Source organism: Synechococcus sp. C9, assembly GCF_022984075.1.
Taxonomy (GTDB): domain Bacteria; phylum Cyanobacteriota; class Cyanobacteriia; order Gloeomargaritales; family Gloeomargaritaceae; genus Gloeomargarita.
This window is the reverse complement of the sequence record NZ_JALAAD010000001.1, coordinates 1,316,997-1,339,867: the sequence shown is the minus strand read 5'-3', so window position 1 is coordinate 1,339,867 and position 22,871 is coordinate 1,316,997. Positions and strand designations below refer to the sequence as shown.

27 protein-coding genes are annotated in these 22,871 nt (G+C 51.6%); 15 read left to right on the top strand and 12 right to left on the bottom strand.

The window, feature by feature from the left end:
* Positions 1-75: 75 nt before the first annotated feature.
* A complete protein-coding gene (locus tag MLD66_RS06715) occupies positions 76-1,302 on the bottom strand; it encodes a glycosyltransferase family 61 protein (RefSeq protein ID WP_247216273.1) in 1,227 nt (408 codons plus the stop codon).
* A 172-nt stretch (positions 1,303-1,474) separates the two neighbouring features.
* Between MLD66_RS06715 and MLD66_RS06710 the strand changes: the two genes are divergently transcribed.
* Together MLD66_RS06710 and MLD66_RS06705 are read left to right on the top strand one after the other, a co-directional pair.
* Positions 1,475-2,407, top strand: a complete 933-nt coding sequence (locus MLD66_RS06710) for a glycosyltransferase family 2 protein (protein ID WP_247216271.1) — start codon at positions 1,475-1,477, stop codon at positions 2,405-2,407.
* A complete protein-coding gene (locus MLD66_RS06705; RefSeq protein WP_247216269.1) occupies positions 2,404-2,871 on the top strand; it encodes an NADAR family protein in 468 nt (155 codons plus the stop codon). The genes MLD66_RS06710 and MLD66_RS06705 overlap by 4 nt, the downstream gene beginning before the upstream one ends.
* On the opposite strand, the gene MLD66_RS06700 is transcribed toward MLD66_RS06705, so the two are convergent.
* The gene (locus MLD66_RS06700; RefSeq protein WP_247216267.1) at positions 2,816-3,475 is read right to left on the bottom strand and encodes an ATP-dependent Zn protease; all 660 of its coding nucleotides are present in this window, start codon (positions 3,473-3,475) and stop codon (positions 2,816-2,818) included. The two genes, MLD66_RS06705 and MLD66_RS06700, sit on opposite strands and share 56 nt — an antisense overlap.
* Positions 3,472-3,762, bottom strand: coding sequence for a DUF1232 domain-containing protein (locus MLD66_RS06695; RefSeq protein WP_247216265.1), 291 nt, complete (start codon positions 3,760-3,762; stop codon positions 3,472-3,474). Before MLD66_RS06695 ends, MLD66_RS06700 begins: the two co-directional genes overlap by 4 nt.
* A 94-nt stretch (positions 3,763-3,856) precedes the next feature.
* Between MLD66_RS06695 and cobN the strand changes: the two genes are divergently transcribed.
* A complete protein-coding gene (gene cobN / locus MLD66_RS06690) occupies positions 3,857-6,052 on the top strand; it encodes a cobaltochelatase subunit CobN (protein ID WP_247216263.1) in 2,196 nt (731 codons plus the stop codon).
* Positions 6,053-6,071: 19 nt separating this feature from the next.
* On the opposite strand, the gene MLD66_RS06685 is transcribed toward cobN, so the two are convergent.
* Positions 6,072-6,599 (bottom strand): Yip1 family protein, encoded by a 528-nt coding sequence (locus MLD66_RS06685; RefSeq protein ID WP_247216261.1) that lies wholly within the window; start codon positions 6,597-6,599, stop codon positions 6,072-6,074.
* A 5-nt stretch (positions 6,600-6,604) separates the two neighbouring features.
* A complete protein-coding gene (gene sppA / locus MLD66_RS06680) occupies positions 6,605-7,561 on the bottom strand; it encodes a signal peptide peptidase SppA (RefSeq protein WP_247216260.1) in 957 nt (318 codons plus the stop codon).
* A 549-nt stretch (positions 7,562-8,110) separates the two neighbouring features.
* On the opposite strand from sppA, the gene MLD66_RS06675 reads away from it, so the two are divergent.
* Positions 8,111-9,250, top strand: a complete 1,140-nt coding sequence (locus MLD66_RS06675; RefSeq protein ID WP_247216259.1) for a glycosyltransferase family 2 protein — start codon at positions 8,111-8,113, stop codon at positions 9,248-9,250.
* A gap of 32 nt (positions 9,251-9,282) precedes the next feature.
* Here the strand turns inward: MLD66_RS06675 and aroB are convergent, their stop codons facing one another.
* Positions 9,283-10,377 carry a 3-dehydroquinate synthase gene (gene aroB, locus MLD66_RS06670; protein WP_247216258.1) on the bottom strand — a complete coding sequence of 365 codons (1,095 nt, stop codon included), beginning with the start codon at positions 10,375-10,377 and terminating at the stop codon, positions 9,283-9,285.
* 170 nt (positions 10,378-10,547) lie between these two features.
* On the opposite strand from aroB, the gene zds reads away from it, so the two are divergent.
* Positions 10,548-11,984, top strand: coding sequence for a 9,9'-di-cis-zeta-carotene desaturase (gene zds, locus MLD66_RS06665; RefSeq protein ID WP_247216257.1), 1,437 nt, complete (start codon positions 10,548-10,550; stop codon positions 11,982-11,984).
* A gap of 4 nt (positions 11,985-11,988) precedes the next feature.
* Positions 11,989-12,459 (top strand): SRPBCC family protein, encoded by a 471-nt coding sequence (locus MLD66_RS06660; RefSeq protein ID WP_247216256.1) that lies wholly within the window; start codon positions 11,989-11,991, stop codon positions 12,457-12,459.
* On the opposite strand, the gene MLD66_RS06655 is transcribed toward MLD66_RS06660, so the two are convergent.
* Positions 12,427-13,512, bottom strand: a complete 1,086-nt coding sequence (locus tag MLD66_RS06655) for a histidinol-phosphate transaminase (protein WP_339397029.1) — start codon at positions 13,510-13,512, stop codon at positions 12,427-12,429. The genes MLD66_RS06660 and MLD66_RS06655 overlap by 33 nt on opposite strands.
* Positions 13,513-13,607: 95 nt before the next feature.
* On the opposite strand from MLD66_RS06655, the gene MLD66_RS06650 reads away from it, so the two are divergent.
* From MLD66_RS06650 to MLD66_RS06640, 3 genes are all read left to right on the top strand, one after another.
* Positions 13,608-13,892 (top strand): DUF427 domain-containing protein, encoded by a 285-nt coding sequence (locus MLD66_RS06650; protein ID WP_247216246.1) that lies wholly within the window; start codon positions 13,608-13,610, stop codon positions 13,890-13,892.
* A gap of 67 nt (positions 13,893-13,959) precedes the next feature.
* The gene (locus MLD66_RS06645; RefSeq protein WP_247216253.1) at positions 13,960-14,295 is read left to right on the top strand and encodes a type II toxin-antitoxin system RelE/ParE family toxin; all 336 of its coding nucleotides are present in this window, start codon (positions 13,960-13,962) and stop codon (positions 14,293-14,295) included.
* Positions 14,282-14,602 carry a helix-turn-helix transcriptional regulator gene (locus MLD66_RS06640; RefSeq protein ID WP_247216250.1) on the top strand — a complete coding sequence of 107 codons (321 nt, stop codon included), beginning with the start codon at positions 14,282-14,284 and terminating at the stop codon, positions 14,600-14,602. Before MLD66_RS06645 ends, MLD66_RS06640 begins: the two co-directional genes overlap by 14 nt.
* A gap of 228 nt (positions 14,603-14,830) precedes the next feature.
* Here MLD66_RS06640 and MLD66_RS06635 read toward each other — a convergent pair whose 3' ends face one another.
* Positions 14,831-15,067, bottom strand: coding sequence for a hypothetical protein (locus MLD66_RS06635; RefSeq protein WP_247216248.1), 237 nt, complete (start codon positions 15,065-15,067; stop codon positions 14,831-14,833).
* A gap of 69 nt (positions 15,068-15,136) precedes the next feature.
* Between MLD66_RS06635 and MLD66_RS06630 the strand changes: the two genes are divergently transcribed.
* From MLD66_RS06630 to MLD66_RS06610, 5 genes are read left to right on the top strand one after another with little or no spacing between them, the layout of a single operon-like run.
* Positions 15,137-15,421, top strand: a complete 285-nt coding sequence (locus MLD66_RS06630; RefSeq protein ID WP_247216246.1) for a DUF427 domain-containing protein — start codon at positions 15,137-15,139, stop codon at positions 15,419-15,421.
* An 18-nt stretch (positions 15,422-15,439) separates the two neighbouring features.
* Positions 15,440-16,054: a hypothetical protein gene (locus MLD66_RS06625; protein ID WP_247216244.1), complete on the top strand. Its 615-nt coding sequence runs from the start codon at positions 15,440-15,442 to the stop codon at positions 16,052-16,054.
* Positions 16,055-16,066: 12 nt separating this feature from the next.
* Positions 16,067-16,354: an ATP-dependent Clp protease adapter ClpS gene (clpS, locus tag MLD66_RS06620; RefSeq protein ID WP_247216243.1), complete on the top strand. Its 288-nt coding sequence runs from the start codon at positions 16,067-16,069 to the stop codon at positions 16,352-16,354.
* Positions 16,348-17,178, top strand: coding sequence for a CPBP family intramembrane glutamic endopeptidase (locus MLD66_RS06615; RefSeq protein WP_247216241.1), 831 nt, complete (start codon positions 16,348-16,350; stop codon positions 17,176-17,178). The genes clpS and MLD66_RS06615 overlap by 7 nt, the downstream gene beginning before the upstream one ends.
* Positions 17,178-17,582: a hypothetical protein gene (locus MLD66_RS06610; protein WP_247216239.1), complete on the top strand. Its 405-nt coding sequence runs from the start codon at positions 17,178-17,180 to the stop codon at positions 17,580-17,582. Before MLD66_RS06615 ends, MLD66_RS06610 begins: the two co-directional genes overlap by 1 nt.
* On the opposite strand, the gene MLD66_RS06605 is transcribed toward MLD66_RS06610, so the two are convergent.
* Together MLD66_RS06605 and MLD66_RS06600 are read right to left on the bottom strand one after the other, a co-directional pair.
* On the bottom strand, positions 17,557-18,771 hold the full coding sequence (locus tag MLD66_RS06605; RefSeq protein WP_247216237.1) for a pentapeptide repeat-containing protein: 1,215 nt from the start codon (positions 18,769-18,771) through the stop codon (positions 17,557-17,559). The two genes, MLD66_RS06610 and MLD66_RS06605, sit on opposite strands and share 26 nt — an antisense overlap.
* 23 nt (positions 18,772-18,794) lie before the next feature.
* Positions 18,795-19,553 (bottom strand): YebC/PmpR family DNA-binding transcriptional regulator, encoded by a 759-nt coding sequence (locus MLD66_RS06600; protein ID WP_247216235.1) that lies wholly within the window; start codon positions 19,551-19,553, stop codon positions 18,795-18,797.
* Between the two features lie 176 nt (positions 19,554-19,729).
* Here MLD66_RS06600 and MLD66_RS06595 point away from each other — a divergent pair, with 176 nt between their 5' ends.
* On the top strand, positions 19,730-20,980 hold the full coding sequence (locus tag MLD66_RS06595) for a methionine gamma-lyase family protein (RefSeq protein ID WP_247216232.1): 1,251 nt from the start codon (positions 19,730-19,732) through the stop codon (positions 20,978-20,980).
* Here MLD66_RS06595 and MLD66_RS06590 read toward each other — a convergent pair.
* Both MLD66_RS06590 and MLD66_RS06585 read right to left on the bottom strand, forming a co-directional pair.
* Entirely contained in the window at positions 20,964-21,623 is a 660-nt protein-coding gene (locus MLD66_RS06590) for an NAD(P)H-dependent oxidoreductase (RefSeq protein WP_247216230.1), read from the bottom strand. The genes MLD66_RS06595 and MLD66_RS06590 overlap by 17 nt on opposite strands.
* A gap of 467 nt (positions 21,624-22,090) precedes the next feature.
* Positions 22,091-22,870, bottom strand: a complete 780-nt coding sequence (locus tag MLD66_RS06585; RefSeq protein WP_247216228.1) for an HAD family hydrolase — start codon at positions 22,868-22,870, stop codon at positions 22,091-22,093.
* Between the last annotated feature and the right edge of the window lies 1 nt (position 22,871).

Here is a 22,871-nt window from a genome sequence, read left to right as displayed (position 1 = left end):
GGACGGGGGCGGTGCCCCTGTGACCCTTGTTCCACTCTCATTTAGGACTGCTATAGCACTACCACATTTCTGATTCTAAGAAGCCAGCCAGTCTATGCCTTGCGCCAACTCCGACATATCAACCCAAATATGATGTTTTCGCACATCTGACGCAGATAGCATATCCGGCTGATTTTTCCCCACCAAATACCCATAGGATAAACCAATTTGTTTCGCAATCACCCAATAACATTCTGGCAAATACTGGGGTGAAAAAAACTCAATAACTTTAGCCCCAGGTTGACACCAGATTAAATTTGCCAATCCTGCCCCGTGCGGTGCAATGATCTGTTCCGCCTGCTGAAATAAACCCACCTGTTCTGCAAAACTTAAATCCTCTAACCACACCGGTTGATAACCCAAGGGGATTAAATAATCCAAGATTTCTGCTTCATTCAATACCCGACGAAAACCTGCCCGGGCACGACTAATATAGAGCTTCGTCCGGGGCATATCTGGACACTTCCCTTGGGATAAATAAGTCGAGCGTAAAAATTCAAAAACCCAATGGGGCTTAAAATAAGACATCCCCGGCAAACCCGTTAAGGATGTGGCGACGACGGATTGACCCCGCAGATGACTATAGGCATCCGCCCAAAAGATAGCTTTTTCTCCTAAATCCGCCAGGCTTAAAAGTGGTTTGAGTTTCTGTAATCCCGGTAGAAATTTATTGGCATAAATCAAGTCAATTTCTGACCAGAACCGAGAGCACTTTAGCAGATAAATGCGGGGCAATACATCCACCAAAAAATGATAATAATTTGAGCCACCTTTGACCCCGGCGATCACCCCAATTGTGCGATTGGTTTCTTGGGCAGGAAGGAATTTTAACGTACACACGGAACGCTCGTGAGGTCGCCGCCCAGATTCCTGGTTATGGTCATCAATCAATTTTCCATCGGGGGCAATCACATCTCCATAAGGACTGGCAACTCGGGCATGGGGAATTTGGTAACAAAAAGCCGCTGGGATATGAAATTCCGTTTGCTGAAAGGTCGGTGGTATCTCGCCCGTGACAGTCCAGGGAGGTGTAATCCTTTCCTGATGGGCGGGAATCAATACTTCATACCCCAAACCTGGTGTCTCTTTTTGGCTGGCATATTCGTAGTAATGTTGCGCCGATTCCCAGTAGTTATTAGCAGGGATTTGTCCCCATAAATTCAGGGCAGTTTGCATACCCAATCGCCGCAAAGGTCGCCATAGATTCTGATAGATTTGATTGGTTAATTGCCGCACGGGAATTACTGAAAAACTATTCGACATTGCGTAGTGATTCTCTAATCTGAGAAGCGGTGATAATATGGGTTAATATACCATGATATTATTATCTACAAACGGCAGACTTTGAAAAAATTCTCTATTTACTAAGTGGTTGGTGCGGCATGGGAAGAACCACTGCCCCTTTCCTGATAAGCTAAAAAGTGGAGGTGATCGGGTGTTTTTCAGCGTCATTATTCCCACCTACAACCGCCAACCCATTTTGGCGAAGGCGCTCTATGCCCTAGAACAGCAGGATTGGTCTCAGCCCTATGAGGTGATTGTGGTGGATGATGGCTCTACCGACGATACCTTGGCGTGGTTGTCAGCGCATCGTTCCCAGCTTCCCCACGTGCGTTGGTTGGAACAGTCCCATCAGGGACCCGCCGCCGCTCGCAATTTGGGGATTGCCCAGGCACAAGGGGATACCATCGTATTTATTGACAGCGATTTAGTCGTCACGCCAATCTTTCTGCGTGCCCATGCCCAAAAACTCCAGGCATCCTATGAACGATGGGGGCACCAAAAATGTTTTACCTACGGGCGGGTGGTGAATACGGCGAACTTTGACAACCCCACCAGTGAACCATTCAAAATTACTGACCGGTCTCGGGCATTTTTCGCCACGGGTAATGTGGCAATTGCCAAATCTTGGCTGGAACTCACCGGCGGCTTTGACCCGGATTTTCAATTTTATGGTTGGGAAGATTTGGAATTAGGGGTGCGATTGAAAAAGTTAGGATTGACCCTGATTCCCTGCCCGGAAGCGGTGGGTTATCACTGGCATCCCCCCTTTGAACTTAAACACATTCCCAGTTTAATTGATAAGGAAATTCAACGGGGCAAAATGGGCGTTTTATTCTACCGCAAACATCCCACCTGGGAAGTGCGTTTGATGATCCAAATGACCTGGTTGCACCGCATTTTATGGGGCATTTTATCCCTAGGTGGATTGCTGAATGAACGCACCCTTGCCCCTGTGATGCAAATGCTGATTGACCGGGGACAATCCCAATGGGCTTGGGAACTTTCTCGGATTTTTTTGAATTGGTACAATGTGCAAGCAGTGTATGCGGCGTACCGGGAATGGCAACTGGCTGACCAACCATGACCATTTATTTCTATCAAGTGGAACAGCCCTACGGCTATTTTTCTAATTTTTCTCCCCACCCAATCACCCTGGATGGGCACCGCTGGCCGACGGTAGAACATTATTACCAAGCCCAGAAATTTGTCGGTACGCCCCGGGCGGATTTGGTGGACACCATTCGCCAAGTCCCTAGCCCCGTATTGGCGGCAAAAATTGGCCGTGACCCCCGCCACCCCAAACGCCCCGATTGGGAACAAGTGAAGCAAGATGTAATGCTTAAAGCTGTACGTTGTAAATTTAATTCTTATCCTGAATTGGCGCAATTACTCCTACAAACGGGAACCGAGGAATTGGTGGAAAATTCGCCGATTGATACCTACTGGGGCTGTGGTCCCAACGGCACGGGGTGCAACCATCTGGGCAAAATTCTTATGCAGGTGCGGCAGGAGTTGGCGGCTCGGCGGGAGTCTCATTCAGTCGCTTGAGACAATCTGCCACCGACTGTTTTTGGCGCATTGCCGTTACCAGTGCCAAATAGGCTGACCAATGCTGTTGGAGTAACTGCCGGGCTTCCCGTTGGGCGGCTCGCAGACGCCATGCCCGTTCTGCCGGGGGAAAAGCTGTGAGCAACAAACTGGCCTGTTGCCAATCGGTTGCCCCCCCCTGCACTTGACCATAGACTAATTCCTCAGCGGCAATCCCCGCCAGCCACAGCACCGGACAGCGAGGCAGAAGTGCCGGTGGAATCGCCCCAAACCGCACCCCCGCTTCGGAAGGGGGATAACCCCGCCGCCAACTGCTCCAGGCCGATAGGGTGTAATCGCTGATGGGAATTCCCAGCAGGTGTGCGACCAAAAAATGCCCCGCTTCGTGGTACACCACCCGTTCGTCAGGGGTCGGCCACCAACCCAAGAGTAGGGTCAAACCTTGGGATTGCCAGGCCCACGCATCCGCCGTTGCCAAGCCCAACAGGAGCAAAACCCCCCCAGCGAGGAACCCCGTTGCCCCAGGGATCAAGGGGGTCAATAAAGCACCAAACGTGAATGTAAATAGGGTAATGGCAATCAAATTCACCTGCCGTTCGGTCATCCTGAGCTATCCTCTTCTACTGTTTGGGCGGTCACATCTATAACAGTTCCTGTGGGGGAAACGGGTGGTTTGGGCTGGGGTTCCCGATTCAAAAAAACAGCTAATTCTCCCGCCAAAATTGCAATCAAAATGCCGTCATCAATCCATCCTAAAAAGGGAAACACATCGGGGGCAAAATCAATCGGGCTGAGCAAATACAGCACCGAGCCGAGCAACAGCAACCAACGATAGGGGGAATGGCGCAACGTATCCCGATACCAACGGTAAAAACCAACGAGGGGATGCACAGGAACCCAGGGGTAATGACCATTTCCAGTCTAATCCGTCCGGCACCAGGATGCCTGCTATCCTAAAAAACCAAGGCTCAATGGCAGGAATTTCATGCACCGCATCCCCACCCAACCCGGCAACTGGTCGGCCAGCCCCAGCGACATTCAGCAAACCCCCGCCCCAATGGTTTTTCTCACGGCGGCGGACACGGACATCCAAACCCTGGCGCAGGCGGTGACCCAACTTCCCGCCAATTTCCCAGCTCTGCGGGTCTGTAACTGGTTGAAACTCAGTACACCCTACAGTATTGATAGGTATATTGAGCAAACCTTAAGTCATGCCAACGTCATCATTTTGCGCTTACTAGGGGGATTGGACTACTGGGCTTATGGGGTAGAACGTCTGCGGGAATTGAACGCCCAGGTGTGGGTGATGCCGGGGGATGACCAGATGGATTTAAGCATTTTTGAGCAGTCTCATGTACCGCTCCATGCCGTACAATATCTGCACCAATACCTGCGTTTTGGTGGTGTGGTGAACTATCGCCATGCCCTAGAATTTGTTGCCAGCTACAGCCTCAATTGGCCGGGGTATCCGCCACCGCCCCAACCCATCCCTGAGTGGGGAACTTATGATTGGGGTGGAAAATGTTTAGAAACTGCGCCGGGCGTGGGCATTCTCTTTTACCGTGCCCATGTTTTAGCGGGAAATACAGCCGTTATTGATGAATTTTGTCGGGCATTGCAGGCCAGAAATTTGCAACCTTTTCCCTACTATATTCACACATTGACCCATCCCGAAACCCGTCTAGCAGTAGAACGTTACTATCAGGAACATCCTACCCAAGTGCTCTGTGTGACGACCGGGTTTTCCGTAGCCCAATGGCGCTCAGAAATTCCCGAATTAGAACTTTGGCAAAACCTAGATGTGCCCGTATTACAAATTATCCTGAGTACGGATGAACGAGAAATTTGGCACAAAGAAATGCGGGGATTATCCCCCAAGGATTTAGCGATGCAGGTTGCCCTTCCCGAAGTAGATGGACGGATTATCACCCGGGCGATTTCCTTCAAAACAGCGACCCAGCGACACCCGGATTTAGAAACCCCGATTTACAGTTATCAACCTGTACCAGACCGGGTCAATTTTGTTGCCGATTTAGCCCAGGCGTGGGTACGTTTGCGAACAACGCCAATTCCTGAGCAGAACATAGCAATTATTTTCGCCAATTACCCCACGGATGATGGGCGCATTGCCAATGGGGTGGGTTTGGATACTCCCGCCAGTTGTATTCAAGTATGGCAGGCTTTACACCAAGCTGGTTATACCGTGCCACCCCCCCTCAAAAATGGCGATGAACTGATGCAAAGATTAACCCGTTTACGCACCAATGACCCGGAATCCCACAGTCGTAATTTTGAAGAATTTGTGCCCTTATCTAAGTATCAACATTGGTTAACGACTATCCCCCAATCTGAAGCCATTATTCAACGATGGGGAAGCCCAGAAACCATCGCCGAACAGGGTAAGATTCCCATCTATGGTCAACGGTGGGGAAATCTATTTATTGGTATTCAACCCAGTCGTGGTTATGAGCAAGACCCCAGCCTCAATTACCATAGCCCCGACCTAGAACCCACACACCATTACTTAGCGTTTTATTATTGGTTACGGTATGAATTTCAAGCCCATGCGGTGATTCATTTGGGTAAACACGGAACTTTGGAATGGCTCCCTGGCAAAAGTGTGGCTTTATCGGCAACCTGTTACCCGGAAATTGCCCTGGGTGCATTGCCCCATTTCTATCCTTTTATTGTGAATGATCCGGGCGAAGGGACTCAGGCCAAACGCCGTGCCCAAGCGGTGATTCTTGACCATCTCACGCCCCCCTTGACCCGCGCCGAATTGTACGGGCCATTGCTCGAATTAGAAACTCTGGTGGATGAATACTACCAAGCCCAAGCCCTTGACCCGGAGCGATTGCCCTGGATTGGCCGCCGTTTAGAAGCATTATTGAAAAAGCATCATCTGCTGGAAGAATTGCCGATTCTCCAGGAGAAAATGACCCACGAAATAATCGAGGTAATTGACAATTTAGATACCTATTTATGCGAATTAAAAGAAGCCCAAATTCGTGGTGGATTACATATTTTCGGCATCTGTCCAGAGGGAGAATTACTCCGGGATTTGCTGATTGCCATCAGTCGGTATCCGGGAGCAAACCGTTTGGGACTCACCCAGGCGATTGCCCAGGATTGGGGCTGGGATTTTGACCCTTTAGATGTATCTCAAGTTGGGGAACTTTGATGGTAAATTTCCATTGAAATTACATTCCCAAAGTAATCATCAAAGGCCAAAGAATCAAGCCCACCAAAGCCAATTCCGCCAGAATAATTGCCCCGCCAAAACACAACAGTGCCCGCACCCAGGGCAATTGATGTTCCTGCGCCATTGACCGCACCAAATTGACCACTACCCACAGATTAATCCCCAAAGAAAAAAGTAATCCGAGGCGAGGAGAAACTTTCAAAGCACTATTAGCCGCCCCGGTGAGAATCAACGGCCACAAACTCTGCGCCACCGCCCCCAACGTATCGGTCACAGAACCAATCCCCCCCAACAACCGCGCCATTATATGCAGGGCGGCAGACAACCAAAACCAGCCCACCCCACCGCCTAACAGAAATAGGAAAAACCAGCCCAACCACCCACTGGCACTGCTATTGGTCAAACCGGCGGCATTAAAGGACAGGACAATTAAAACTAATAAAATACTCACAATGGCTACGGGCATCGGGGGGCGACCCAACCCAGGACGGAACCAGCTATTGTACAGACCATCCAGGAGCATCATGGGGGCTACTCCATCAGGGCGAGGGGAATTTTATTCCAGTGTGTGAGGCGGTGCAGTCGTTGCTCTGGGAACCATTGGTCGAGGCTAAACGTAAATAATTGTTGAAACGATTCCCGCCAATCTGGAGCTAAGTAATTGCGAATAACCGGTTCGGTTTTCAGTCCAGTTAATTTTTTGACTTGATCCACTGCATCGTAGTAATTTCCCAGCGAATCAATTAGTTTAGCATCCAAGGCGGCGGCACCAATGAGAATGCGTCCATCAGCCACTGGTTCCAACTCTGCACGGGTGATTTTACCCTGGCGACCCCGCAAAATTGCTTCAAAAAACTGTTGATAGGATTCATTAACAAAAGATTTCAGTAAATCTGTTTCTCCAGGGGTAATAGGGCGATAGGCGGAAGCAATATCCTTGAATTTGCCGCTTTTGATCGTCACCGTTTGCACCCCCACTTTCTTCAATAAATCCGTGAGATTTTGTATCTGCACAATCACCCCAATCGAACCGGTAATGGTGGAAGGATTCGCCACAATATGATCAGCGGCGGCGGCGACGTAATACCCCCCAGAAGCGGCGACATCAGCCATTGTTGCGACAATTTTGACCTTGCCTTTTTGGCGCACTCGCATCAATTCTTCAAATATCGCCTGGGAAGCGGCGGCAGACCCCCCAGGGCTGTTGATGTTGAGCAAAATTGCCTTCACCCCATCCCGTTCAGCCCGGCGCACCGCCCGCATAATCCCCTGCGCCCCAGCGGTCGTCCCACCCCCCAATGGACTACTTTCACCTGCAAATGTAATTACGCCAGCGATGGGAATCAACGCCACATCCGCCGCACTACCGCTCGTTCTCGCCACCCGGTCAGGACGTTGTGCCGGAACGCCCCCCAGCCAGTTGCCCAGAGCCGCCATCAAGCAAATCACAATCAGTGCCAGCGCAATTAACCGGTCTTGCCGAAGCATTGCCTCACCCAAGCGTCAGTACCTTCATCCTACAATCAGTAGGGGTCAAAAAGTTTTACTACAGCAATCCTACTTGATTTGCCAACAGAAATTCTCCAGAACCAAATGCGGGGGCAGTACCCCTGCGACCCCCATTTTATTCTCATTTAAGCTTGCTATATCTCATCTTCCAGTATTTACTGCTTCTCAGACGAGCCAATTATTCCTGAATAACTAAGGTTACAATTGAATTTGAGGTATGGCATTTTCACTTAATTAACCAAGAAAAAATCAGCAAAACAGCAATTCTAAATAATTTCTAGTGATGAAGATGCTTGCGGATATTCATTACCCTAACGTTTGTCCTAAAATAAGGGCATCTCTATGTTATATGAGCCAACCCATAGCCTGCGTGGCGTAGCCATAAATAAATCTCATCGTTGGCATACCCATGTTACCCAGAACCAAGGGCGCTACGACCGCTAACTTTTAATTTAGAGAGGTGCTCATAAAAAAAGCTCCTCAGTATGATAAACGGTTAATAAACATAAAACTGAGGCTGACCGGCGCATGGGTTTAATGCTTTTGTTATTACAATTACCCGCAGTGGCATTGCTTTTGGCACGGCTTTTGCCTGGTATTCAGCGTCCTGCCCCCCTTTTACCCGCTTCCGAAACGCCCGCCTATTTGGGACAGGTGAGTGTGGTCATTCCCACGTTGAACGAGGTACAGCGCTTGGGGGGGTGTTTGGCGGGGGTGCAACGCCAGGGCTACAGCGTCCGGGAAATTTTGGTGGTGGATAGCCATTCCCAGGATGGCACCCGGGAGTTGGTGGCGGCACAGCAAACCCACGACCCCCGCATTCGCCTGCTGTCTGACCCGCCCTTGCCCGCTGATTGGGTGGGACGTCCTTGGGCATTGGACTGGGGCTGGCGGCAAAGTTCCCCCGCAAGTACCTGGATTTTGAATCTGGATGCGGATACCCGTCCCCAAATGGGTCTGGTGCCTGCTTTACTGCAATTAGCTATACAAGAAAACTATGATGTAATCACGCTGTCCCCGCAATTTATTCTCAAATATCCGGGGGAATGGTGGTTGCAACCGGCTTTGCTGATGACCTTGATTTACCGGTTTGGGGCAACGGGGCTGAATCCATCGGCACCGGCACGGGTGATGGCGAATGGGCAATGTTGTTTGGTGCGCCGGGCGGTTTTGGAAAAAATGCAGGGTTATGAAACAGCAAAATCTTCTTTTTGTGATGATGTGACGTGGGTGCGAAATGTGGCAAAACAGGGCTATAAAGTCGGCTTTTTGGATGGGTCACGGGTGTTGCAGGTACGGATGTATGAGGGATTTTGGGAAACGTGGCGGGAATGGGGGCGTTCTTTAGATTTGAAAGATGCAACTTCCATCGCCCAATTGTGGGGGGATCATTGGTTTTTATTGAGTGTGCAGGGGTTGCCGATTTGGTTGTGTTTAACCAGTTTATTTTTGCCCACCAATCCCGTAAATAAAACCTTATTTTGGGTGAATTTATGCTTAATTTTCATCCGCTGGGGAATGTTATTGGCAATTCGCCCCGTGTATGCGGGTTGGAATCAAAATAGTTGGCTGTTTTGGTTGTCCCCTTTGGCGGATAGTTTGGCGGTACTGCGAATTATTTTATCCTCATTGACCCGTCCCAAAACCTGGCGGGGACGTTACTATTGAACTGGTAAAAATTAGTGCATTGAACTATGAAACTATTGCGTGATTAACTGGGTTAAGGCGTGGTGAATGACTGCCGGGGGCACTTGGTTGGTCATTGCCGCTTGACCGATTTTTTGGGGCAAAATAAACCGCACGGTTCCTTGTTCCACTTTTTTATCCCAATAGAGGGCATTTTTAATCGCTTCAAGGTCAATATCGGGTTTTAATTGGGTGGGTAATTTAACCTTGCGAATTAATTGCTTTTGCCGTTCCTGTTCGTTTGCTGAGCACCAGCCCATCTCCACCGCTATATCTCCGGCGGCAATCATTCCCAAAGCGACGGCTTCCCCATGCGTGTACTGGCGATAGCTGGTCACTGTTTCAATCCCATGCCCAATCGTATGCCCATAATTGAGTAACGCACGCATACCCGCTTCCCGTTCATCTTGACTAACAATGGTGGCTTTGGTTTGGCAGGAAAAATAGAGAATTTTGGTCAGAATTTCCGGGGATAAAAAACGGTATTCAGAGAGCCGGGGTTGCGATTCCAATAAAGTAAATAATTCCGGTTCCCAAATCACGCCGTATTTAATCACTTCTGCCATGCCCGAACGATATTCCCGCACAGGTAAAGTTTGCAATACGTTGGGGTCAATCAGTACCGCTTGGGGTTGATAAAATGCCCCGATTAAATTCTTGCCTTGGGGATGATTCACCCCCGTTTTACCACCAATTGACGCATCTACCATCGCTAATAAACTGGTGGGAATTTGCACAAAATGAATCCCCCGTAACCAGGTAGCGGCGGCAAATCCAGCCATATCACCAATCACCCCACCCCCTAAAGCGATCAGGGTGGAACGACGTTCTAAACGATGCTGGGCACAATCGGCATAAATCCGTTCTACCGTTTTCAGATTTTTATACCGTTCGCCTGCGGGTAAAATACAGGATTCCACAGCAAAACCAGCAGTTTTTAATGCAGTGGATAACGCTTCCCCGTAGTGCCGAAAAATCACTGGGTTGGAGACAATTAATACCTTCCCAATTAGCCCAATTCCAGTGAGCAATTCCCCCGCCCGTTGCAGACCGTCACGGATGATCCAAATGGGATAACTGCGCTCGTTTAAGGATACGGTAATGGACATGGGACAAATCATCGAACAAGTGGGAATTTGGTTAGGGCGGGTGAGAGTCGTTTCTCCATAGTACCAAGCGGCGACCCTGGGGAACGGTTTCGGTCAGGGCTAGACGTTCGGCAAATCTGAGATAGAATGTTAAGCAACGTTAAATGTTAAGCCAGGTTAAAATTTAGCCTATGCGAGTAGCGATTGTTGGGGCGGGTTTGGCGGGTTTGGCGGCGGCGGTGTCCTTGGTGGATGCGGGTCATCAGGTAACGCTGTACGAGGGGCGCCGGTTTGTGGGGGGCAAAGCGGGCAGTTGGCAGGATGAACAGGGCAATCACATTGAGATGGGGTTACACGTATTTTTTAATAATTACTACAATCTGTTTAATTTACTGCGAAAAGTGGGTGGGTTTGATAATTTGTTACCGAAAGAACACGTCCATACCTTTGTGAATCGGGGTGGGCAATTAGGCAACTTGGATTTTCGCTTTTTATTAGGGGCACCGTTTCATGGGTTGAAGGCGTTTTTTACCACCGCCCAATTAACCTGGTGGGATAAGTTACGCAATGCGTTGGCATTAGGTACCAGTCCGATTGTGCCGGGATTGGTGAATTATGATTGGGCGATGCAACAGATTCGGGATTTAGACCGGTTGAGTTTTGCGGATTGGTTTCGCAGTCATGGCGGTTCCCAACACAGTTTAGAACGGCTCTGGAATCCAATTGCTTTGGCGTTGGGATTTATTGATACGGAACAGATTTCTGCCCGCTGTATGTTGACGATTTTTATGATGTTTGCCGCCCGTACGGAAGCGTCCCGTTTGAATATGCTCAAGGGTTCGCCGGATCGCTATTTGCATCAGCCCATTGTGGACTATATTCGGGCACGAGGGGGAGAGATTTTCACATCTCGGCGGGTGCGGCAAATTGCTTTTACGGAAACACCTGGGGGAACTGAAGTAACGGGGTTACTTGTAGCACCAGGAGAAGATACGGAAACGGTGACGGCTGATGCTTATATTGCCGCCTGTGATGTGCCGGGAATTCAGCGGTTATTGCCCCAGGAATGGCGGCGGTGGGCGGAGTTTGACCGGATTTACAAATTAGAAGCAGTGCCGGTGGTGACGGTGCAGTTGCGGTTTGATGGTTGGGTGACGGAATTGCAAAACCCCCAGGCACAAAAATGTTTAACAAAAGCGGCGGGTTTGGACAATTTGCTCTACAGTGCGGATGCAGATTTTTCCTGTTTTGCGGATTTGGCATTGACCAGTCCGGCGGATTATTACCGGGAAGGGGAAGGGTCGTTGATGCAGGTGGTGTTGACCCCAGGGGATGCGTTTATTCCCATGAATAATGAGCAGATTGCCCACCATGCCCTGGCGCAAATTCACGAGTTATTTCCCTCTTCTCGCTCCCTGAATATGACCTGGTTTAGTGTGGTGAAATTGGCGCAATCTTTGTACCGAGAAAATCCGGGGATGGAGCCATTTCGTCCGCCCCAAAAAACCCCGATTCCTAACTTTTTTTTGGCGGGCAGTTACACCCAACAGGATTACATTGACAGCATGGAAGGGGCGGTGATTTCTGGGCAACAGGCGGCGCAGGCAGTGTTGGCATTTTTGAGGTAAACCAATGGCAGAATGGAGCGAACATACGGTGCAGGTGGATGTGGAAATTCCGGTGCAGGTGGCGTGGGAATTGTGGTCGGATTTGGAGCGCATTCCCCACTGGATGCAGTGGATTCGGTCGGTGGAAATTTTGCCGGATCAACCGGAATTGTCCCGTTGGCATCTGGCGACCCGGGGCTTGGATTTCAATTGGCACTCCCGGATCATTAAGCAAATTCCCCACCAAATTATGCAGTGGGAATCGGTGACGGGTCTGCCGAATCGGGGGGCGGTGCGGTTTTATGACCGGGGGGCGCATTGTGTGGTCAAGCTGACGGTGGCGTACAGTCTGCCCGCTTGGGTGAGCCAGTGGGTGGATGGGTTGGTTGGGCCCCACGTGGAACGGACACTGCTAGGGGATTTGGAGCGGTTTCGTGCCTACAGTCAGGGCTTGTCGGTGGGTTTAACCCCCGCAGGTTTGCCGCAGACGTTGTAATAAACGGGTGTTTTCGGCGGGTGTCCCAACCGTCAGACGCAATCCCCCGCCCGTGTGCCGCACCAAGCTCCCCAGTTCCTGCAACCGTTGATGTAACCATGCTGGGGGATGGATGGTAGAACGGCAGTACAAAAAATTGGCTTGACTCGCCCACACTTGGATTTCAGGAATTTTTTGCAATTCTGCCCACAGCCGTTCCCGCTCGGTGAGAATTTCCGGGATAGCGCTGAGCAGTTGCCGCCGTTGGGTGAGCGCTAGGTGTGCCGCCAGCAGGGAAAAGCCGGTGAGATTGTAGGGCAAACGTACAGCTTCCAGGGCGCTAATTACCTCCGGGTGGGCAATGGCATACCCGACCCGCAAATTGGCGAGGCGAAACCCCTTGGAAAAGGTGCGTAAAATCACCCAATTGGGATGCGTTAACAAATCGGGCAAAAGGGTGTCCTGGCTAAATTCAAAATAGGCTTCATCAATCACCACCAGGATTTTGGGGGGCAGTTGGCGCAACCACTCCCGTTCCTGAAGCGTCAAACCGTTGCCGGTGGGGGAATTGGGATGCACCACAAACACCACCCGGATCGGTTCTTGGTTAATTAACTCCGTCGCCTGGGGAAGACACATGGCGAACTGTTCATCCCGTGCCGCCGTCCAAACGGGAATGCCCAGGGTACGGGCGAGAATTTTGTACATGGAAAACGTGGGTTCCGCAATCAAAATCCCCGCATTTTGCCCCAAACAGGTGGCAATCAACAAAGAGCGAATCAACTCATCGGAACCGTTGCCCACCGTCAGCCATTCCGGCGTAATTGGGGATGGGGTCGTGCCCAGCCCTTCGTGGATGTAATGACATAATTCCTGCTTCACCTCCCCATGACTGCCATCGGGGTAGCGGTTGTTGGCAATATCCTGGCGGTACAGCCAGACCAATTTTTCCTTCAGCGGCGCCGGCCAATCCAGCGGAAACTCATTGCCGTCGAGCCAATCCGTCCCCAGTTCCCGTGCCTGGGGGTGATAAACGGTCAACGTCGCCAAATCCGGTCGCAAACAGGGCAACATTCCCATCCCTCCATGCCGTTGATCCATCCTAGCGACTCCCCCGCCCGGAATGATTAAGTTAGAATAAATTTGACCGTCCGTATGTAGGTACTCCGATGGCGCAGGCAGTTTGGGAAGGGGTGGTTTTAGCCGAGAGCGACCACTACGAGGTGGTGGAAGGGAATGTGTATTTTCCGCCGTCCGCCCTGAAAATGGAGTATTTTCGCCCGTCTGACACCCACACCACCTGCGGTTGGAAAGGGGTTGCCAATTATTACACCGTCACGGTCAACGGTAAGGAAAATCCCGATGCCGCTTGGTATTACCCGGAACCCAAACCAGCCGCCCAGAATATCAAGGGCTATGTGGCGTTTTGGCGGGGTGTGCAGGTAAAACGATAACCCCTATGGGTCATGCAATGAGCGTGAACTGGATTAACATCTATGTTATGTATCATTGGGCAGGGTCATGCCCTGGAATATCGAATACCCCTACGATGATGTTGAGCAATTTATTTTGCAATTATCTCCCGGATTGGCGGCTAAATATCTGCGGCTCACCGACCTTATGCTTGAATTTGGAGCCGATTTAGGAATGCCCCACACCCGTGCCTTGAGTCATGGTTTATTTGAGTTACGCTTAAAAGCCCCAGAGGGGATTGCTCGCATATTTTATTGCACTTTAGCTGGTCAACGAATTGCTATGTTATACGGTTACATCAAAAAATCTCAAAAAACGGCTCCCCAGGTACTTAAAATTGCTCGAAAACGGCTATTGGAGGTCAAAAACGATGAATCACGCTGAATTGAAAGCAAAGCTTTTGCAGAATCCAGAGACCCAATTGGTCTATGACAACTTAAGCACGGAATTTGCTTTACTGCGGCAAATGTTAGCGGCACGGGAAGAGGCAGGGTTGTCACAAGCTGAGGTAGCCAAACGTATGGGAACCAAAGCCCCGGCGGTTGCTCGTCTGGAGGCATCCCTGATGACGGGGAAACATTCCCCTTCCCTGGCGACCCTGCGCCGTTATGCTGAAGCGGTGGGGTGTACCTTGGAGGTGAAATTGGCTCAATCTCATCGTGCTGATGATGTTACCCATGGCGTTAGTTAGTTCAGTTGCATCTAAATTGGGGAGGGACCGCAGTGGCTACGGAGATTCTGGAAAAGCCGAAAACCGGGGGACAGCGCAAACACGCCCCCAACTACAAAGTGCTGTTGCATAATAATGAAATAATTTCAAACAAATTTGCGACATTCACTTTTACCTGAAAACCCTTTCCTAGAAGGGGATAGAGCGATTACGAATACCTAAAAAATGTCGCATTCTAACTCGGAATGACTATAATTCCTGCTTCACCTCCCCATGACTGCCATCGGGGTAGCGGTTGTTGGCAATATCCTGGCGGTACAGCCAGACCAATTTTTCCTTCAGCGGTGCCGGCCAATCCAGCGGAAACTCATTGCCGTCGAGCCAATCCGTCCCCAGTTCCCGTGCCTGGGGGTGATAGACCGCCAACGTCGCCAAATCCGGTCGCAAACAGGGCAACATTCCCATCCCTCCATGCCGTTGATCCATCCTAGCGACTCCCCCGCCCGGAATGATTAAGTTAAAATAAATTTGACCGTCCGCAGAGTAGGTACTCCGATGGCGCAGGCAGTTTGGGAAGGGGTGGTTTTAGCCGAGAGCGACCACTACGAAGTGGTGGAAGGGAATGTGTATTTTCCGCCGTCCGCCCTGAAAATGGAGTATTTTCGCCCGTCTGACACCCACACCACCTGCGGTTGGAAAGGGGTTGCCAATTATTACACCGTCACGGTCAACGGTAAGGAAAATCCCGATGCCGCTTGGTATTACCCGGAACCCAAACCAGCCGCCCAGAACATCAAGGGCTATGTGGCGTTTTGGCGGGGTGTGCAGGTGAAACGATAGGTCAATCGGGAGCCTTCTATGGCCTTTACGGATTTTTCAACCATTGCGGAAGTCCAGGAACGGTTTTTGATTAAATATCAAAGTGAGAATTTTATGCAAGTGAACCCGATAGCGGTTAGCCAAGAATTGATGGATGAACTGGAGTTTACCGAAAAATTTATTGATACCCATGGGTCGGAATTTGCCATTCGGGAAAACTTAATTTTTCCAGTGCTCAAAACCGCCTATCGCCCCTATGCCGATGTCTTTTCCCTCTGGAGTCATCGGTTTATTCGTTATGATGAGGTCTTGGCAGGTACACCGGATTACTTGGTATCCAAGCGTTCCCCCCTAGGCAAAACGGTTTTGGAAAAGCCTTTACTCTTGGTTATGGAAGCGAAAAAGAATGATTTTGATGCGGGTTGGGGGCAATGTCTGGCGGCGATGGTGGCGGCACAAAAAATGAATGACCAGGCGGTGGACATCTACGGCATTGTCACGGATGGTAAAATTTGGCAATTTGGTAAATTGGTGCGTGATTTTTTTACCTTTAACATCCGTTTTTACACCCTCGATGACCTACCGGTATTGATGGGGGCTTTAGACTTTATTTATAACCAATTACAAGCTCAGTTAATTTATTGTGTGAATTAGGGAGGAACCGCAGTGGCTACTGAGATTCTGGAAAAGCCGAAAACCGGGGGACAGCGCAAACACGCCCCCAACTACAAAGTGCTGTTGCACAATGATGACCACAACACGATGGAGTATGTGGTGGAGTCCCTGATGAAAACCGTGCCCAGCCTGTCTTGGATGGATGCGGTGGCGGTGATGTTGGAGGCTCACAATACGGGGGTGGGGTTGGTGATTGTCTGCCCCCAGGAGCCAGCGGAATTTTATTGCGAGGGGTTGCAACGCCGGGGCTTGACCAGCACGATTGAGCCGGAATGCTAAAAGCGAGGTTACGCCGGTTGGCGACTTTGCCATTCCCCCTGCGGTTGCTGGCGTTTGTCCTGATTTTGTTGGCGTTTTGGTTGCCGGTGGTGCTGGTACTCTGGCCGTTTTTGGGTACGGGTGACCAGGTGCGCTCTCTGGCGACCACAATTCTCTATCTGGAATTTATCGGTATTTTGTACTGGTGGAGTTGGGGAGTGCGGGGGGAACGGCATCCCTGGGCTTACTACGGTTTGGCGTTGGGGGAACGCTGGGGGCGGGAAGCCCTGTGGGGTTGGGGGTGGGGGCTGGGGGCGTTGATGGCATTACTCAGTATGCAGGCGCACTGGGGCTGGTTGCAGTGGCAGAAACCGCCGGAGACGCCAATTATTTTGGAAGGGGTCGCCGTGGGGTTGGGGGTGGCCTTGGCGGAGGAATGGCTGTTTCGGGGTTGGTTGTGGCAGGAGTTGCGCCAGGATTATGGGGTGGCGGGGGCGGTCTGGGGCAGTAGTGGGGTGTTTGCCTTGGCGCATTTTTTCCACCCCCCGCAGGTGCTTTTGACCATCTGGCCGCAGTTTCCGGGGTTGATGTTGTTGGGGTTGAGTTTGGCCTGGGGACGGCTGGCCTGTGGGGGTCGCCTGGGGTGGCCGGTGGGGTTTCACGGGGGGCTGGTGGCGACCTACTACTGGGTGCGGGTGGGGGGCTGGCTGACGGTGCATCCCGATTTCCCCCCCTGGCTGACGGCGCTGGAGACGAATCCCTTGGCCAGTCCCCTGGGGTTGACGGCCATGTTGGCGGTGGCGGTCATGACCCGCTGGTGGGCGCAGAGAACCCTGCCAGGGTAATGGCAAAACCGTGGTTCTGGCTGGGTCTGGGGTTAGTGCTGACCGCTTGTGGCGTGCCTTTGGTGGTGGTGGCACCGGGGTTTGAACCTTTAACCCTGGAGGGACGGGCGGGTGGTGCGGTCGCCAGTGGGCAGTGTGGTTCTGTCCATCGCCGCCCCAACCATCGGTTGCAGATTGCGGAAGATATGGATTATCTGAAATTGGAGGTCAGGGAGGCCCGAAACGTTACCCTCCTGGTCCGGGGAGCCGATGGGTTTTTGTGTGCGACCCCCATCCAAGACCGCCCGGCGCAGATTTCCGGGTATTGGCGGGCAGGGGTTTACGAAATTTTCATCGGCAGTCTTGACCCTGGGCAGTCCCCCCCCTACCGCCTGGTGGTCAGCGGGGCAAAATCGCTTCCGTGAGCAGGGCACCCTGTAAATCCGTGGCCTCCAGATAGGCATCGGTTAGACAGGCCCGGGTGAAATCCGTTCCCTGCACCAGCACTTCATAGAGAGAAGCCCCGCTCAAATCGGCACCCACTAGGCTGGCATTGGTCAAGTCCGCCTGGTTGAGAATTGCCCCGGTGAGATTGGCCCCGCCCAAATCCGCCCCCTGGAGCAATACCCCGGTCAAATCCCCACCCGTGAGATTGGCCTGGTGCAACCGTGCCCCCGTGAGAATCGCCCGGCACAAACGGGCATCGCTCAAATCCGCTTCGCTCAAATTGGCCTCCCGGAGCGTCGCCTGTACCAGATTACTGCGCTGTAACATCGCCTTGGGCAGTTGCGCCCGGGTGAGGTTGGTGCGGCTCAAATCCACGCCGGTCAAATCCGCCCGGGTGAGGTCGGCCTCCGTGAGATTGGCATGGATCAAATCCACCCGGTCTAAAATCGCCCCGTTCAAAACCGCCCGGGTGAGGTTCGCCCCCTTGAGGTTGGTGCGGCTGAAATCGGCGTTCATACATTGGGCTTCGGTCAAGTCCGCATTGGCAAGATTGGCTTCACTCAAAATCGCATCGCTCAAGCCCGCCCCCACCAGTTTCGCCCCCTGCAAAATTGCCCGGCTCAAATCCGCTTCAAAAAAATTGGCCTGACTGAGGTCACTGTGCCGCAGGGCCGCCCGGGTCAAATCCACCCGTGCCAAATTCGCTCCACATAGACGGGCATCGTTCAAATTCGCACCCGTTAAATCCGCCCCACTCAGGTCAGCCCCGCTCAAATCCGCCTCAATCAGCACCACCCGGCTCAAATTGGCCCCCACCAACTTGGCACCCCGCAGATTTACCCCCACCAAATCCGCTTCGGTCAATTTGGCCTTGTTGAGAACCGCCCCCTCCAAATCCGCCTGGCTCAGATACGCCCCCACCAGTTTGGCGGCCGTCAGATTGGCCTCCCGCAGTACTGCCTGGCTCAAATCCGCTTCCCGCAAAATCCCCCGGCTCAAATCCGCCCGGGTCAAATTCGCCTGACTGAAGCCAACCCCCGCCAGCTTCGCCCGACTGAGATTGATTTCCCGCAGGATGGCCAAAGCCAAATCCGCCCCGTTCAGGTTCACCTGCCGGAAGTCCCGCTCCCCATCCGCATACCGCCGTAACAGTTCATCCGCATTCATGGTTTTATGATACAGGGGATTGGTCAATGGCCCATGAGCGTTGCCCACACCGGCTCATCCATCTCAAAATTGGCACTCACCGCCTGCACGTCGTCCAAATCCTCCAATACCTCTAACAACCGCAGTACCTTTCGCCCCCAGTCCGCATCGGTAATCGCCACCGTAGTCGTGGGTTGCCAGCGGGTCAGGGCCGTGCCCACTGGATACCCCTCTTTTTGTAGTGCCGTCACCACCGCCTCCAAAGCCAAGGGTTCCGTGAGCAACGCCGCCGTCTCCCCGTCCCACTCGTACCCCGTCGCAGGCACCTGGAGCGCCGCCGCCAGCAGGTCATCTTCATTCGTCACCCCCGGCAGTTCAATCCAGCCCACCTGGGTAAACATCCAGCCCACACAGCCGGTTTCCCCCAAATTGCCCCCGTATTTATTAAACGCCGCCCGAATCTCCCCCGCCGTCCGGTTGCGGTTATCCGTCAGGGCTTCGATCAAGACCGCCACCCCCCCCGGCGCATAGCCCTCGTAACGCACCGCCTCCAAACTGTCCGCATCCGCCCCCAACAGTCCTGCCCCCTTGGCAATCGCCCGTTCGATATTTTCCTGGGACATCCCCGCCGCCTTAGCCTTCTCCACTGCTGTCCGCAGGCGAAAATTAGCCGCCGGGTCAGGCAACCCTGAGCGTGCCGCCACAATCATCTCCCGTGATAATTTGGCAAAAACCTGTCCCTTGAGGGCATCCACCCGGGCTTTTTGCCGTTTGATATTCGCCCACTTACTATGTCCTGCCATGATTCAGCCTGAACAAACAATCATTCATTAATTTAGGATAACTCTATCCATAGCAATCCTACAGGATGAACGAACAGAAATTCTATGGAACTCAGGAGGGGGCGATACTCCTAGAAACCCGATTTTATTCTAATTGAGAAATGCTATATTGACATGAGTTAATGAACCCAAAAACCATGACTGACCCTCTCACCAATCATCCCCTATTGCGCCAAATTATTGATGAATTAACGAATGATTTTCGGCGCATTGATGGGCTGGTTAAATACAATTTTAGTCGCGTGGTTACCGCCATGAATACCCATCGGGTCGGGGTGCATCATTTTCAGTCCACCACCGGCTATGGTCACGGGGATCAGGGACGAGAGGTTTTAGAACAGGTATTCGCTCAAGTTATAGGTGCGGAAATGGCTTTGGTACGTCCTCAGTTTTTCTCCGGTACCCATGCCATCGCCTGCGCCTTGTACGGTGTCCTCCGACCGGGGGATGAACTCTTGTCCGTCGCCGGTGCCCCCTACGATACCTTGGAGCCGGTGTTGGGAATCCGAGAATCTGGTAGCGGTTCATTACAGGATTTTGGGATTCTTTACCGGCAATTAGATTTAACCCCAACGGGTGACATTGATTGGGTAAAATTACCCCAGATGATTCATAGTAAAACCCGAGTGGCTTTTATTCAGCGTTCCTGTGGTTATTCCTGGCGACCAAGTTTAACAATTGCTCAACTAAAAAACGTTATTCATGAAATAAAAAAAGTTAATCCTGGGGTGATTTGCGTTGTGGACAATTGCTATGGCGAATTTGCCGAAATGCAGGAACCGACTATGGTTGGTGCTGATTTGATCGCCGGTTCTTTGATTAAAAATCCTGGCGGTACCATTGCCCCCTGTGGCGGTTATGTAGCGGGGAAAAAGGCGTATGTTGAACTCGCCGCCAACCGTTTGAGTGCCCCTGGTATTGGGATAGAAGCGGGTGCATCCCTGGGGTTCAATCGCTTATTTTTTCAGGGCTTATTCTTAGCACCGCAAATGGTGGGGGAAGCCCTCAAATCAGGGTTACTATTGGCGGCTACTTTTAGCAAACTGGGCTACCCGGTACAACCTGGCTTAGATGCCCCGCGCACGGATACGATTCAAGCCATTCAGTTGGGCGACCCTGACCGTTTAACCCGTTTTTGTCGCCTTTTACAACGGCTGAGTCCAGTGGGAAGTTACCTGGACCCCGTGCCCGCTCCCATGCCCGGTTATGAAAGCCAATTAATTATGGCAGGGGGCACATTTATTGATGGCAGTACCAGCGAATTTTCCGCCGATGGTCCTTTGCGGCCGCCCTACATCATCTTTTGTCAGGGGGGAACGACGTGGCTCCATTGGCTGTGGGCATTAGAGCAACTTTTACCTGAATTTGCCCCTAATCCACATACATGAAGACATCACTTTTTTCGTAGCGAACTTTCGGGCGTTGGGCATTTTTATCATCCGCCGCCCGATAGCCCACTGGACACACCACCACCGAGCGATAGGGGGTCGTTTTTAAGCCCAAAATTTCATCATATTTAGCAGGAATAAATCCCTCCATCGGACAGGTATCAATGCCCATAAAAGCCGCTACAGTCATGAATTGTCCCAAGGCAAGATACACCTGCCGAGCCGCCCACTCTTCTAAATTCAATGGGTAGGGCGGTTGGGTCAAAAATCCCTTAATCAAATTGCCAAAACCCTGGAGGTTTTCCATAGGCGTACCTTGTACTTGGGCAGTACGGGCGAGGTAACGGTCCACATCTTGGGTGCCTACATTTTTTTGCAAGGCTAAAACCACTAGATGGGACGCATCAACCACTTGTTTTTGCCCCCAAGAATGTTCTACCAATTGGGCACGAATCGCCGGATTATTCACCACAATAAACCGCCAGGGTTGCAGACCAAAAGAGGAGGGAGCTAAACGCAAACTTTCTTCTAAAACCGCCCAAATTTCTGGGGATATTTTCCGGTTGGGGTCAAATTTTTTGGTGGCATAACGCCAATACAACTGTTGCTGGACTAAATCTGCGGATACATAATCTAAAGCCATTGACCCACACCTCATTGATGGTTCCAACTACACTATAGGGTATCTCTATTTATTTGAGCCAACCCATAGCCTGTCTCATCGTTGGCATACCCATATTACCCAAAACCAAAGGCGGGGGGTGCTGAACTGGTAGAGGTGCCCTTGGTTAGTAGCATAGCCCTAATTCTAGGCATATCGTGCTTGAGGGGATGAACATAGGGCTGACCTGTCTTTGGGAAATTCTCCCCTGTGATGCAATTTTTTTGACAATTATTCCCAAATCTGGTAAATGACGAGCATAAAAAAGCTAAAAACCAGAAAGGGAGCCGACGACTTGCCGTGTTTCGTCTCGGCTCCCTCACTGGTTCGCTCCTCACACGAATAAAATGTACCAGGACTGCTAGGGACTTGTCATCCCCCTAATGCCACAATTGCCATACAATTTTCTTATCTTAAACGGCAAATTGTATGAATAATTGCAGGTTTTGCTAATCATTGCCCCGGCACCAAGGGGATTGGGGGTCGCAAAATTCCCCAAGGTTGAGGGGCTGAATCCCCAACTGGCGGGCAGATTGGGCCTGGGCGGGCGTGTTGTACCCCCAAGTGGCGAGAAATAAAGGAATGTTTTGTAGAGCGGGCACCTGCTGTACCGCCGTCAGGGCCTCCCAACGGTCCTCCACAAACCCAATCACTCCATACTGCTGATGCAATTTTTGTAAAATCTGGGTTTTCGGCTGGGCGAGGGTTTTGCCGTACAGCCATTGCTCCGGCCAAGTTACGCCTACCCCAGACCACAGGGCTTGTACAAACCGTTCCTGTTTGGTGGTGACAATCACCGGCTGAAAAGGGGTCGTCGTCAACCATCTTTGCACCTGCGCCACCACGCCCCCGTAAAATTCATGCAGGGACAGCCATTCCTGCTCATCTCGGGCGATCCAGGCATCCCGCATCTCGTCCACCCGTTGCCCCAAGTCCTGAGCCGTCCACCCAGTCTCCCTGAGTAGCCGTTGTTGTACCTGCGGCCAAGCGGATTCCATCGCTTGAATGTCCTCCCCCGCCATCAATCCGTGCAAAAGCAGGGGCATTTCCCACCCGTGGGTAATCACCGGGCGCAGACGGTAAAACCATTCCCGCAATGGCTCCAGGTTGCCCGTACAGCCAATTTCAGGACAAAGTTCCCGATAAACCTTAGCACTGACGGTAAAGTACTCATTCAGCCCATCACAGAGTACCCCGTCAAAATCCAGTGCCAGTACCGGTAGAGCCATG